Source organism: Streptomyces sp. NPDC088261, assembly GCF_044740805.1.
GTDB lineage: Bacteria > Actinomycetota > Actinomycetes > Streptomycetales > Streptomycetaceae > Streptomyces.
In genome coordinates, this window is the sequence record NZ_JBIURL010000002.1 from 126976 (window position 1) to 141001 (window position 14026).

5 protein-coding genes are annotated in these 14026 nt (G+C 73.3%); 2 read left to right on the forward strand and 3 right to left on the reverse strand.

What is annotated here, in order from left to right:
* Positions 1-229: 229 nt before the first annotated feature.
* The 3 genes from ACIODU_RS04550 to ACIODU_RS04560 all read right to left on the reverse strand — a co-directional run bounded on the left by ACIODU_RS04550 (position 230) and on the right by ACIODU_RS04560 (position 12531).
* Positions 230-2074 (reverse strand): right-handed parallel beta-helix repeat-containing protein, encoded by a 1845-nt coding sequence (locus ACIODU_RS04550; RefSeq protein WP_401763820.1) that lies wholly within the window; start codon positions 2072-2074, stop codon positions 230-232.
* Between the two features lie 325 nt (positions 2075-2399).
* The gene (locus ACIODU_RS04555; RefSeq protein ID WP_401763822.1) at positions 2400-4955 is read right to left on the reverse strand and encodes a right-handed parallel beta-helix repeat-containing protein; all 2556 of its coding nucleotides are present in this window, start codon (positions 4953-4955) and stop codon (positions 2400-2402) included.
* 10 nt (positions 4956-4965) lie between these two features.
* Positions 4966-12531, reverse strand: a complete 7566-nt coding sequence (locus ACIODU_RS04560; RefSeq protein ID WP_401763825.1) for a hypothetical protein — start codon at positions 12529-12531, stop codon at positions 4966-4968.
* A gap of 231 nt (positions 12532-12762) precedes the next feature.
* Here ACIODU_RS04560 and ACIODU_RS04565 point away from each other — a divergent pair, with 231 nt between their 5' ends.
* Positions 12763-13563 carry a hypothetical protein gene (locus ACIODU_RS04565; protein ID WP_401763828.1) on the forward strand — a complete coding sequence of 267 codons (801 nt, stop codon included), beginning with the start codon at positions 12763-12765 and terminating at the stop codon, positions 13561-13563.
* Positions 13564-13643: 80 nt separating this feature from the next.
* On the forward strand, positions 13644-13949 hold the full coding sequence (locus tag ACIODU_RS04570; protein ID WP_319678970.1) for a hypothetical protein: 306 nt from the start codon (positions 13644-13646) through the stop codon (positions 13947-13949).
* The last annotated feature ends 77 nt before the right edge of the window (positions 13950-14026 follow it).

Here is a 14026-nt window from a genome sequence, read left to right on the forward strand (position 1 = left end):
AGAATCATCCATTCACGGGAGCGGGGAGGGGTGCGGGGCGATACCGGAGGAGTACGCCCGCGCGTGAAGTCCGGTGTCTCACCCCGGGGGTTCCGATGAAGGCGACGGTGTCACCCGAGGGGGCGGCCGCCACCCGTCGCGCCGCCCCACGCACCACGGTCGGGCCCGCGCCGGGAAACCGAGGCGCGGACCCGACCGCGAGTCGGACCGATGAGCAGACCGGAAACGATCAGCCGGTGATCTTGAACGTGGAGGGCGAGTCGTTCTGCTGGGCGACCTGGCCCGCGAACAGGTTCTTGATCGTGTTACCCGTGAACGTCCCGGTGCCGGTCACCCCCTTCGCCACCCAGATGCCCTGCTTGGCCGGGCGGTCGACGGTGTTGTTCGTCAGCGTCAGGTTGACGCGGGGGCCGGTGACGCTGAGTCCCGCGGTGAGCGACCCTCGGATGATGTTGTCGGTCATGGTGACGTTCGAGTAGGCGTTCGGGAACAGCGAGGTGCTTGACGTGGACCCCACGTTCGCGCCGTACCGAAGGCCGTTCCAGCCGCCGCCACCGTTCAGGACGTTCCCGGTGATCGTGGCGGACTCCAGAGGGCGCCCGGTGTCGCCGAACACGCTGACTTCCAGGGCGTTGTTCGAGGACACACTGTTCACGAGGTTGTTGCGCACCTCGACGTTCTTGCCGCCGGCGACCCGGATGCCGTTGGCCCACCAGGGCGCGATCGCGGTGTTGTTGAGGATCTTCGCGCCGGTCACCTGGCCGTTCGTACCGCTGGCACCCGCGTCGGAGTACGTCGCGAAGGAGTCGTCACCGGTGTTGCGGGCGAAGTTGTTCTTGACCGTGATGTTCTGGCCGAGCTTGTTCGCGTTCGGTGTGTTGCCGTTGTTGATGTTGAAACCGTCGCCGTAGCTGTCCGCGGTCCGGCTGTTCTGCACGACACCGTCGGTGCCCGACAGCCAGTTGGCGTCGATGTGCCGCGTCCAGATCCGGTCGACCAGCCAGCCGGTGCCCTGCGCGTTGACTCCGTAGTCCGAACCGCCGTCACCGCCGATGCCCCGCCAGACCGCGTTGGCGTCGATCTGGAGATCCGTCAGCGTCGTGCCCGTACCGATCGAGATCTGCGAGCGCCACGAGCCGGCCGGCAGCGGCACCTTGCGGTAGAGGGTGGTGTACCACATGCCGGCGCCCTGCACCTTGACGCCGGTGAAGTCCAGCGGCTTGGAGACCAGGCTGTTCGTCAGGTACTTGCCCGCCGGGATCCACACCGACTTCTTCTGCGTCCGGGCGGCGTCGACCGTGGTCTGGATGGCGGCCGTCGAGTCCTTCGAGAAGTTCGGGTCCGCGCCGTTGCTCACGACCGAGATCGAGTTGGCCGGCTGGCCCAGGGCCGCCCCGACATTCTCCAGATCCACGGAATCGACGTCATAGACGGCGGCCGTGTTTCCCGAGTCCTTCTGGAGTTTGATGGTGCTGCCCGCGGCGATGGGAGCACCCGTGACCCAGACCGGGAACTCGTTGTAAAAGCGGTAGGCCACTCCGCCCGCGCGGGGATCGTCCGGATTCGTCGTCGCGCCGCGGTAGTTCCACGCCTGCCGGGAACTCAGGGTGATCGCCTGACGGAACGTGCCGTTCACGTACAGGTTCAGCGACGCGTCGATGCCGCCGCCCGCCGCCGAGTCCGGAATGGAGGCGCGTACCACAAGCGTATTGGCGTTTTTGCCGGTGCTGTTCGGCAGGGTCACCGAATCGCCGTTGGCCTTCAATTCGACCAGCGAATAGCCGGAGGCCTCGCCTTCCAGGGTGGCCTTGGTCGGTGCCGCCGCGCCGGGGGCGATCGAACGGACGCGGGCGCCGCCGCCCAGCGTTCCGGTCTCGGCCTCGACCGTCACGAAGGGGGTGGTGGCGCCGGCCGCCGCGACGATCTGCGGCTCGGACAGGGCCTGAGCCGCGACAGCCTTCGTGGCGGACGCGGTGGCCACGGACTCGGTGCGAACGATGCCGCTTTGTACGGACAACGCGCCCGCGGCGAGCAGCGTGAGGCCGCATATGCCGGGCACTATTCTGCGGTACATGTTTACCCTCTGGTGGGATGGGCGACTGTGGGGGGATCGCCGGACCGCGAGCGGGTACTGCCCGAAGGGTCCTCGGGAGTCGGGACGGTGGGGATGTGCCGCCCGCTGTGCCGCTCTCCGTGCCGGCGGTTCGACCAGACGATTCGACTATACGTCCGTGATTGAACTGCTGATCTTCCGGCCCGTCAACTCTCCTCGCTCCGTGAGAATGTCCCTCACGCTGCGCGCAATACCGCGTACGAGGTGTAGCCCATTACCGGGCGGTATCGAAGCGAATATCGCCCCTGTGCGCACCGCTTCACGGAGGCGGCCGGGCCGTTGCCTTCTACGGGAGGTCCTGGGTCTCCAGGCTCATCAGCTCCGCCTGCGTCGGAGCCCCGAGTTCCGCCACCCGCTGCGCCTGGCGCTCCGTCATCTCCTGGAAGGTCTGGCGCGCGGTACGGCCGTTGCCGAAGCCCTCGTCGCGGGGGAGCCGCTCGAAGAGCCCCGTCAGGGCCTCCCTGGCCGCCGGGGTCAGCTCGTACCGGTGCTCCCTCGCCTGGTGTTCGAAGATCGAGACGAGTTCGGGCGCCGCGTAGTCCTCGAACACCAGCGTCCGGCCGAAGCGGGAGGACAGACCCGGATTGGAGTTGACGAAACGGGTCATCTCCTCGGGATAGCCCGCGGCGATCACCACGATGTCGTCGCGGTGGTCCTCCATCAGTTTGACCAGGGTGGTCACGGCCTCCAGGCCGAAGTCGTTGCCGCCGCCGGGCGGCGCCAGCGCGTACGCCTCGTCGATGAAGAGCACCCCGCCCAGCGCCCGGGTGAACGCGGCGGTCGTCTTGGGACCCGTGTGACCGACGTACTCGCCGACCAGGGCCGTACGGTCCACCTCGACCAGGTGCCCGCGCCGCAGCAGCCCCAGCGCCTTGAGGAGCCTGCCGTACAGCCGCGCGACCGTCGTCTTGCCGGTGCCCGCGTTGCCCGCGAAGACCAGATGGCGGCTGAGCGGCGGGGCCGGCAGGCCCGCCTCCTCGCGGCGGCGGACGGTCCGCATCAGCTGCACCAGCGAACCCACGTCGTGCTTGACCCGGTCCAGACCGACCAGCTCCTCCAACTCGGCCAGCAGGTCGTCGAGATGCTCCTCGTCGGCCTCGGGGTCCTCCGAGGAGGCGGCGGCGGGGGAGGAGGTCCCCGGCGAGGAGGGCGCGGGAAGGGCCGCCGGCGCGGTGTCCGTCCCGGGCCGTACGAGCGGCGCCCCGTCCGCCGTGCAGTCCTCCAGTACGGGCGTGGCCCCCGCGTCCTCGCCCAGCGCCTCGGCGCAGTCACGGATCCGGCACCGCTGGAAGACCGGCTCCGCCGACGCCCCGACGTGCAGGGCCGGGAAACCGGCGCCCGTCACGTCGAGCGAGGTGAAGGTGCCGCCGGCGCCCTCGGCGAGGAAGACGCCGTTCTTGGCGGGGCGGTGGATCCGTACCTCGGTGAACGACGGTTCCGCCCCCGTCCATACGACGATCCCGGACCCCGCGCAGTCCTCCACCGACCCGCCGCTCACCGTGACGTCCGCCCCGGCGTCGACCACCACCCCGGCCGCCCCCGCGCCGGTGATCCGGACGCCGGTGAGCGCGGCGGCGCCGCCCTCGGCGATCTGGACGCCGGTCCTGGCCGTGGCGCTCACCGTGGTGTGCTCCACGCGCGTCCCGGCGGCCGAACCCACCACGAGGCCGGAGGCCGCGCCGTCGATCCGGCAGCCCGTGACCGTCGCGGCGGCCCGGTCGAGGACCGCCACCCCGGTCATGCCGAGGCCGCCCAGGGCGCAGTCCGTCAGCTCCGCGCGGGCCGCGTCCGTGACATGGACGCCGTGTTCCGCCCCCTCGCGCACCAGGCAGTCGGTCAGCCGCCCGGTGGCCGTACCGGACAGGTGTACGGCGCTGAACGCGCTGCGGTCGATCCGGCAGTCGGTCAGCAGCGCCTCCGCCGCGTCGCCGACGAGCAGCCCGTTGGCCCCCGCGCCGGAGACCACGCACCCGTGCGCCGTCAGCGCCGCCCCGCCCGCCACCACCAGTCCGCTGGCCAGCGGCTGCCGGATCCGGACGTCGGTGAGTTCGGCCCGCGCCGCGCCCGTGAGGTGCGCGCCCGCCGAGCCCGGCGCGTCGATCCGTACCTCCTCCGCCGTCGCCTCGGAGCCGTCCTCCAGCAACAGCCCCGACCGCCCGGCCCGGTGCAGGACGGAATCGGTGAGGCGCAGCCGCGCCCGCCCCCGCAGCCGTACCCCGGACCCCGTGGTGCCGTCGAGCCGCAGCCGTACGGCGACCAGGCGCGCCGCGCCGGACAGGACGATGCCCGTCCCCTCGACCGCGCCGATCACGGTGTCGTCCAGCTGCGCCCGTACGGCCCCGGCCAGGCGCAGCCCGGCCAGCCTCGCGCCCTCCAGCCGGCAGCGCCGCAGCAGCAGCGCCGTGGCGCCCGCGTGGTCCTCCGCCGGCCCGGCGCCCTCCGTCAAGTCGCCGTCCGGTGCCGGGAGTTCGTCCTCCGCCCCCTGGGCCTGGACCCGGCCGTCCAGGACCACGCAGTCCTCCAGGACCAGGCCCCCGCCCGGTGTCACGCTCACCGCCGGGTCGCCCGCGTCGGCTCCCCGTACCGTCAGACCCCGTACGGCGCAGTCCCGGCCCGTCACGGTCAGCGCGGGCCCGTCCCCGGCCGGCGCGGCCAGGGTCACGGAGCCGGGCGCGCCGTCCGCCGCCAGAGTGACGGACCGGTCGAGCACCACCGCCTCCGGGTACGAGCCGGGCGCGACCACCACCAGGTCGCCGGGGCGCGCGGCCCGGACGGCGTCACCGATCCGGCGGAAGGCGCCCCGGCCGCCCTGGCCCTTGGGCGCCACCGTGTGACGGGTCATGTGCGGTTCCTCACGGATTCTGCGAAGCGGGCGGCGGCACCTGGTACCACGCCGGGTTGATGCTCGCCCGGTAGGGCGAGGTCAGATACAGCGACGAGATGCTCTTCTCGAAGATCTTGAAGGGCAGTTGGAGCCAGAAGTCCGCGAAGCCCTGCCGGTGGAAGAGGCGCCCGCCGGTGGTGAGGAGAGCGATGTTCTTCGCGAGGCCGGTGGAGACCGACGTGGTCAGGGAGGCGAGGGCGTTGATGCCGCCGTCGCCGACCGCGTCCCAGCCGGTGAGCTTCACGGTGTTGCCCTCGGCGTCGGTGATGCCCCACACCGCCGCGTTCATCGAGCCGTTGACCCAGCCGGCCAGCACGCTGGTGCCCACCCCGAACCCGAAGTCGTAGGTGCCGCCGCGCCAGCGGGTCGCCGTCTCGTTGCCGCCCCACTCGTTGGCCCACGTCTTGTCGTGGTTCATGGGCGCCCGCCCCCAGTGCTTGCCGCCGTCGACGTTGGCGAGGCCCGCGCGGCCCGAGCCGAGGTCGCGGAAGAGCGGCAGGCTGTTCTCGTGGATCATCGTGCCGACCCCGGTCTTGATGCCCGCCGAGACGGCCGCGTTGGCGAACGCCTTGAGCGCGTCCTTCCCGGTGAAGGGCTTGTTCTGGACGGCCGCCACGATCCCGTTCACCGCCAGGTTCGCGCCGAACTCCAGCACGAACTCCTGGCCGAACTCCAACGCCGCCTTGCCCGCGACCGTTTGCCAGTACGGCTGGTAGAGCGACTCGCCGATCTGGAGCGGTGTGCCGCTCCACGGCATGCGCTGTGCCTCACGGACCCGGCGGCCCCAGCCGCGCAGTTCGGTCAGCGGACCCCGGAAGTCGTACTCGTTCCCGGTGAGGTGGAGTTGACCCCCGCGCGACTCGAACACCAGCCCGCTGTCGGTGCGTTGGGCGAGGAGGCCGCCGTGGGCGTCGTAACGGCGCCACTGGCCGCGCCACGCGTCGGTCTCCAGGAACGTCCCGTCGCCGAGCGCCTTGCGCTCACGGACGACCGAGCCGTGGTCGAACTCCTTCCAGACGCCGTCCGCCGCCGCCACCTGGCCGTCCGCGCGGTACTCACGCACCCGCAGCGGGCCGTTGGTGTGCACCGGCACGGACCGCAGGGTGCTGTCCGCCCCGCCCTGCGGGCGCAGCACGTCCTGCCAGTGCCGGGCGCCGCGCGCCCAGTCGTCCTGCCAGGCGCCGCCGTGCCACCACTGGCGGACCTGCGTGCCCCCGCCGAAGTCCACGGCCTGCCCGTCGCGCCGGTACTTGGCGCTCAGCCACCGGTCGCCGTCCGCCCACGCGTCCACGTACCCGCCGCCGTCGAGCATGCGGCGCTCGCGCACCAGGTTCCCGGCCGCGTCGAAGTCGCGGAACGAGTCGTCCCACGCCAGCGCCGGGTCGGTGGAACCCCGGAAGAACTCCCGCCGCCCGGCGACCGGACCACCGGCCCCGGCCACGTCGTCACCCGCCGCGTCCACCAGCTTCCAGGTCCACGCCGACGCGTCCGGATCACCGGTGCCCCGTACGAACAGATCACCCTGGCCCGCCACTCGGGGCGCCCGCGAGGGATGCTGAATGCCGGCCAGGTTGCCGTGCGCGTCCCGCGTCACCCAGGAGCCCGCCTCCCGGGGCTGATGGGCGGCCGGGGGATCCGCGTACTCCCGGACCGTCCCGCCGGGCAGTCCCTCCCGCGCGACCGGCCACTGCCCCTGCGGCACACCGTCCACGGCGATCCGGTCCTCCCAGAGCGTCCGGCCGCCGGCCGGGCTCTCGAAGCGGTACCCGCCGCGCGGTGCCGCTCCGCCCTCGTGCCACGCCAGGGCTCCCGGCGTCGGGTCGTGCGCGGGCCGGGGCGCGTGGTCGCCGACCTTGAGCGTATTGCCGTGGTGCAGCTTGTTCGTGGAGCGTACGAAGTCCCCGCCCGCGCTGAGGTCGACGCTCCCGCCGTCCATCCCGACGTACCGCGCGCCGCCCACCACATCCACGCCCGGCGCCTCCTTGCTCCACAGGAACATCTGGAAGCGGCTGTCGCCGCCGAGATGGGCGTGGGTGCGCGGGGCGTGCCCGACGTCGGCCATGAAGTGGTCGCGGAACCACGCGGGCGGGCGCTGCTCGCCCAGCCGTTCGGTGCGCAGATAGGTGCCGGGTCCCATCCGCTCGTACTTCCCGCTCTCCTTGCCGTGCGGGGACTGGCGCTCCCAGAGGTCGGTGCGGTTCCAGACACCGTCCTGCGCGGCCAGCTGGTTCTCCTGGAAGTGCCGTGCGTCCTGCGGGAGATGACCGCTGCCCCACTGCCGCTGCACTACCGCGCCCGTGGCGTCGCGGTCCGTCCAGCCGCCGCCGAGGTCGTGGGTGCGGGGGCCTTCGGCCAGGTGGCCGCCCCCGCCGTCGTAGCGGTGCCAGGTCCAGGCGCCCGCGTCGTCCCGGACGGCCAGGACGTGGCCGGCGCCGTTGTCGTACGCCTGGAGGCCGTCGCGGTACTCCCGTACGGCGGTCAGACCGGTGCGGCGGTCGCCGAGGCTGGTGTGCGGGAGGTCCCGCCAGCCCGTACCGGCCGTGTCGTAGTGCCGGGTGCCCCAGTCGCGCAGGGCCCCGTCGTCGCCCCAACGCACCCAGACGGTGCGGCGGTTGAAGTGCCCGAAGCCGACGGTGTCCGTACGGCGGAAGGCGTCCAGCACGTCACCGCCGGGCAGGACGCGCCGCTGGAAGACCTCGACGCCCTTGCCGGTGGAGCTGTCCAGGCGCAGCCAACCGCCGTCCGGGCCGTACGACTTCACCGTGCCCTGGTGGAAGGTCCCGCTCACGGCGCGCTCGGCGCCGCCGTCGGCTCCCACGCGGGTACGGTGCCAGGTGGCGCGGCCGCCGCCCGCCGGGAAGTCCACGACGTACTGGAAGTCGGTCCTGCGGCCGTCCTGGACGACGTTCACGCCCTGCCGCAGCGGGCTGCCGTCGGCCCGCACCTCCATGAACTCGCCCTGGCGGACGCTGTGATGGCCCGCCCACTCGGTACGGGTGCCCGCGCCGCCCGGGAGCGGGGTGACCTCCCGGAGCAGCGCCCCGGAAGCCGGGTCGAACACCTGGTGGCCACCGCCGGGCAGCGCGACCTCGATCCGTCCGCCGGGTCCGCGATCGGCGGCGCGGCCCGCCGTGGGGGCGAACGGGTCGTCGATCCAGCGCAGGGTGCCGTCGGTCCGTAGGTCCAGATGGCCGGCGCCGAGGCCGTCCCGGCCGGTGAGGGGCATGCCGCGCCCGGTGTGGGCGCCGTCGGGCCCGTACAGCTGGTGCCCGGGCCCCTGGCCGTCCGCGACGCGGAAGCCGCCGGTGTCGGGGTCGGCGGCGATCCGGCCGGGCAGGCGCCCGCCGTCGAGGTCGGTGAGCCGGTACCCGCCGTCGGCGTTCGCGACCGCGTGGACGGGAGTGCCGTCGGCGCGCGCGAGTGCGATGCCGCGCTCGACCTCGATGCCCTGGGGGGTGAAGCGGGCGGACGCGCCGGTCGCGGGGTCGGTGACGCGCAGGCCGCCTCCGTCGAGGGCGCGCACCTGTCGTCCGGGCAGTGCGGTGCCGTCGAGGTCGGTGACCGTACGTCCCCCGGCGCCCGCCGTGACGATCTCGTCGCCCGGGGCGAAGTGGCCGCCCGGGCCGCGCAGCCGGGTGCCGTCGCCCAGATGGGCGCCGCGCGCGTCGAACGCGGTGGTCGCGCCGGTCGCCGGGTCGCTGACCCGGAACCCGCCGCCGTCCAGGACGTCGAGTTGACGTCCGCCACCCTGGTGCAGGGCGTACGTGCCGCCGGGGCCCACGTCGACGGCCGCGCGGTGGAAGGGGCGTCCGTCCGGCCCGTACAACGGCAGCCGCTCCTGGAGCAGTTGACCGCCGGTCGCGTCGAAGTCCCGGAACCCGCCGTCCGGTCCGGCGACCCGGACGCGGCCGTCCCGCAGATCGACGGGCGCTCCGCCGGGGCCTTCGAGCCGGGGGCCGCCGCCCGCCGGGTCGACGTGGAGGACCTGACCGGTGGGCTGCCCGTCGAACCCTCGGAGGGGGACGGGCAGCGTGGGCGGGTGGTGCGGGCCGGGGCCGGGTCCGGCGAGCAGATTCGTGAGCGCGTTGGGCTGGGGTTGGGGTTGGGGCTGAGGGTGTGGTTGCGGGGTCTGGTCGAGATGGAGCATGCCGCCGTCGAGCCGGGGGCGGTCCGCCAGACTCCGGGTGTGGATCGCGTGCATGCCCCGGTCGATGGCGCCGAGGTCCATCCCGAGGTCGGTGAGCCGTTGCCGGGCGTCGGTGTAGTGCCGCCCGGCGGTGTCCAACCGCTCGCGCAGCGCCAGGTCGTGAACGCTCGGACCGGACGACGTGCTCGCCGGACCTTCGCGCAACAGGGCCTGGTTCCGGCCCAGATCGTGCCGTGCCTGGGCGAAGTCGCGCCAGGCGTCCCGCCGTACCTCCCGCAGCGGATCGTCCGCCACGCCGAACAGCGCGTCGACCCGGTCCGCGTCCCTCGCCCACAGCCGGGCGATCTGGTCTGGCGTGAGGCGCTGCGACGCGCCGGTCAGGGATACGGCTGTTCCGGGCTCGTGGGGGAGGCGCGATCCTACCGGCGCACCGGGCTCCACACCCGCCCCCGGCCCGGCGGCCGGGGCACCGGCGTGCGCCTTGCCCTTGCCCTTGCCGACGCCGGAGAGGCCCGCGGTGCCGGCGGGGTCGCCGAGGCCGGGACCGCCGTCCACGGGCATGTCGGCGGCGGGTCGCGGCCCCTGCAACCCGTGCGGGCCGGGCGCGCCGGCCGACCCGTGGTCGCCGCCCCCGGCAGGGGGCCGGACATCGGGACCCGGACCGCCCGGGTGAAGGCCGGAGCCGTGCGACCCGGCGCCCGACCCGACTCCGGGCGGAACCGCCCCCGCGGCGACGGGCCCCGCGCCCGGGCCGGCGGCGACCGTGTTCGTGGTGACGGGCCCTGCGGTGACCGGTCCGCCCGCGTCGAGGCCGGGCCGGATCGGAACGGCCCCGGCTCCGGAGCCGGGCGGAACCGCCCCTGCGGTGACCGGACCAGCCGTGTCGACGGATGCACGGTGCGGTACGACTCCGGGCACCGAACCGGGCGGGACCGCGCCGGTGGTGGCGGCTGTGGCGGACCCCACGCCCGGGCCGGTGGTGGCCTGGTTCGTGCCGGCTCGGCCGGCGGTGGCCGGACTGGCCGCGTCGAGTGCGGGGCCGTGCGGGACGGCTCCGGGTCCGGAGCCGGGCGGAACTGCCCCGGCCGTGGAGGAGTTCGGGCCCGGGGTCGTGGGGGCCGCCGCCGGGCCCGTCGTCGGGGAGTCGGTGAGCGTGCGGGACGCGTCTGTGGGCGGGAGTTGGACGAAATCGTCCAGGTGCAGCCGTACCTGATTGGCTGTCAGGGCGCTCGTCGTACGTTCCGCCAGGCCGCTCCCCGCCCCGCTCACCCCCGTCACCGTCAGGTCCGGACCGGCGCGGCCGCCCGCCACCAGGTCGAGCGCAGACACACTGCCCGACGCCGCCGGGCGGAAGTGCGGCCCGGTCCCGACGACCGGGTGTGCGCCGCCCGGTGCGCCTGTGTGCGGGGCCGCGCCCGGCGTCAGCAGATCACCGGCGACCACCGCCCCCGGCGGCGGCGCCTGGACGGCGCCCAGCGCGGTGTGGCCGAGGCCGGGCGTCGTACCGGGCACCACCGACGTCAGCGTGTGCGGTGTCACCGCGGCACCGGGCGGGGTGACACCGCCGGAGGCGAGCGCGGTGTGCACCGGCGCCGGAGTCGTCCCCGGCCGCGCCGACGACGTGAGCAGATCCACCGTCGCCGCGCCAGGCGCGGGCGCCTGCACCCCCGCGAGCCCCGTGTGCGCCGCGCCCGGCACCGGCGTGCCCGTGGCGAGCGCGCCGAGGCCCGTCGTACCCGGCACCCCGGCCGAGGCGGGCAGATACAGGCCCGACTGATGGACGACCTGCGGCGCGCCGATCGCGCTGACCCCCGGCCCCACGTCCACCCGCCCCGGCCCGACCGCCCAGTCCCCGGCCCGGATCGCCCCCAGCTGACCCGCCGGCAGATCCACCAGCGCGTCCAGCTGCCGCGACGCGTGGAAGCCGAGCCCGGTCCGCTCGCCCACGCCCGCGCCGAGGCTCCCCACCGGCCCGAGGCTCAGCTCCGGCGGGCGCAGACCGGTGTGGAGCGCCCCGTTCGTCATCTCGAACGGCCGCAGACCCGCCCCGGGCCCCGCCCACTCCCCGAGCGGTACGTTCGCCAGGTCGAAGCGCGGCAGATCGACCAGGCCGTCCACCAGACCGTGCGCCGGCGACGTCGGGATCGGCGCCGCGCTGATGCCCCGGCCGACCGCGCCCACCGCCGCCCCGTACCGCGCCTGCCCGAGCACCCCGCGCTCGAAGAACCCGATCCGCAGCGCCTTCGCCAGCCCGAACTGCCCGATCTCCCGCGCGTCCACGGGCAGCAGCAGCCGCAGCCACTTCCCGCCGCCCAGCTCCGCCCGGGCGAAGGACCAGGTCGCGCCGAGCCCGGCCCGCGCCCCCTGCCACGCGAACGCGCCGCCCCGGCCGAGCGCCGCCGGGATCCCCCGTACGAGCGCGGGCAAACCCTTCACGTTCTGGAAGACGATCAGCCCGCCCCGCTGCACGACGTTCGCGATCCGCGGCAGGTCGGTGATGCCCCGCATCACCCACAGCCCGCCGGTACGGACCCAACTCGTCGACAGCCGCACCAGATCACGCAGACCCGGAAAGATCGTGGCGAAGCGGAACCCGCCCCCGGTGAAGAGGTTGCGCAGCAGGACCAGCGTCGCCTTGCCGAAGTTCGCCAGCCCTTGCGTGAACGCCTTCGTGCCCGCCTTGATGATCTGGAAGATCGGCAGGCCCTTGGTGGTGGGCGCGATGAGCCCGAGCCCGGCCAGGAACAGGTCCAGGAACGTGGCGTCCCCGCGCGCGAAGTCCACCACCGTCTTGATGAACAGCGTCAGATTGACGCCCAGCGCCAGCAGCGCGATCGGGCCGCCGAAGATCAGCGCCGGGATGATCAGGATGATCGCCAGCCACTGGAACGCCTCCCAGAAGACCTTGCACGCGGAGATCGGCAGCGAGATGTGCGAGACGGCGGAGATCCGCCCCGCCACGTTCCTGCCCTGTTCCGCCTGCGCGTCCCCGGCCTCCCGCGCGGTGGTGGCCAGTTGCTCCCGTACGGGATCGTCCTCCGCGAGCCCGCGCCCGGCGGCCAGCGCCGAGTCGGCGGCCTGCTGCTGTTCGGTGACCGTCCCGGCCCACTCGCGCAGCGCGCCGGCCGAGGTCTCGAACGCCCAGGCCACGTCCTCGACATGGCCGCGCAGCCGGCCGTCCACCTTGTCCCGCAGCGCGTCGGCCGCCTCGCCCACGAACACGCTGTCGTTGGCGTTGCTCATGACGGCCTCGACGGCGATCCAGATGCGCCGGGCGGTACCGCCGAGTTCGGTGAACAGGTCGGCCAGCTCGGTGATCCGGTCGGGTTCGCCGGGCGTGGGGTCTCCCGACAGCCCGATCGCGTTCCAGTCCGTCGGACGTGGCATGGCGGCTTTTCCCTCCGTACCCGGAAGCACCCCGGATTCCCAACGGACCACGTGCGGGGGGCGATTCCGGTTCACGGCGACGGCCTGCGGTTCCGCGCCGTCAACCGTTGCCGTGAGCCGACCCCGCGAACCGACCGCGCGACCGGCCCCGTGAACCGCTCCCGCCCCCCGCACGTGGACCTGCCGAACGGGATCAGTCCCGGAGCGGCGACGGCGCCAGGGAGGCACACCTTGCCGGACAGGCTCAGGATCGACTACGACGTCCTCAACGACGCCAAGCGCGACATGGAACGACTGGCCGGGGACATCGGCCCCATCCTCGACAGCAGCCTCTTCACCGAACTCGCCACGGGCGACGACGCGGCGTCGATCCTCGGCAGCGTGGACGTCGCGGACGCGGTCTCCGGGCTGCGCGCCGAGGCCAAGAACACCCTGAGCAGGGCGTACGACGGTCTCAAGGAACTCGCCAACGCCTTCGGCTCGGTGGGCGAGGCGTTCCTCTCCTTCGACTCCGAGCTGGCCCAGGGCATGGGCATCACCGGCAGCAACCTCGGCCTCGGGAACTACTTCCGGCAGAAGGAGCAGTGGGACTACCGCCAGGCCCACCTCGACCAGTGTGTGCCGGGCCCCGACGGCTCGATGCCGGACTTCTGCTCGGCGACCGACCCGGGGCCCAACCCGCCGGTCGACCAGACGATCACCACGGAGCGCGGCAGCGTCCAGACCCATCTGACGCTCGACGCCGACAACCATGTGATCAAGGAGGAGTCGACCGTCACGTACGACGGCAAGACGTACACCTCCACCACGACCTACAGCGACAACGGCAACACCTACGTCACCGACACCGCCTACCCCGACGGCAGTACGGTCCGCTCCGAGACCCACCTGAACTCCGACGGCAGCGGCACGATGACGGTCACCAACAGCGACGGCGAACGCACCGACTACACCCGTGGCCCGCGCCCCGCCGAAGGTCAGAACCCACCGGCCTGGGACCAGGTGGGCGGAGACGACTCCGACTCCGACTGACCGCTGTCCCGCAGAATTCCCGTCGTTTTCCCGCAGATCCGTCCCGCCCCACCACCCAAGCGACCGAAACGAAGGACACCATGGCCTACAACGGGATCAATCTCCAGTACGACAAGATCGAGGACGTCGCCGGTCTGCTGCTGGCGGCCCACGAGCAGATCGTGCCGATGCTCGTCAACCTCCACAACCGGGTCAACCTCCTCGTCGACGACGGCATGGTCTTCCAGCAGTCCAGCGAGGTCATCCGCACGACATACAACAACTTCGACACCAGCCTCACGGCGGCCGTGAAGGGCATCAACGACTTCTCCGAGATGTTCAACGGCATCATGAAGAACGCCATCGACTTCGACGAGGGCATCAAGAACAGCCTCAACCAGGGCTGATCGCACGGGAGTCGGCCGCGAGGCCGACCGCGAGAGGGGCGGGACCGGTGGTACGACACCGGTCCCGCCCCTCTTCC

What these genes read in the sequence shown, in the direction of transcription:
- ACIODU_RS04550 (WP_401763820.1), bottom strand. Translation starts at nt 2,074, where the DNA reads ATGTACCGCAGAATAGTGCCCGGCATATGCGGCCTCACGCTGCTCGCC.
- ACIODU_RS04555 (WP_401763822.1), bottom strand. Translation starts at nt 4,955, where the DNA reads ATGACCCGTCACACGGTGGCGCCCAAGGGCCAGGGCGGCCGGGGCGCC.
- ACIODU_RS04560 (WP_401763825.1), bottom strand. Translation starts at nt 12,531, where the DNA reads ATGCCACGTCCGACGGACTGGAACGCGATCGGGCTGTCGGGAGACCCC.
- ACIODU_RS04570 (WP_319678970.1), top strand. Translation starts at nt 13,644, where the DNA reads ATGGCCTACAACGGGATCAATCTCCAGTACGACAAGATCGAGGACGTC.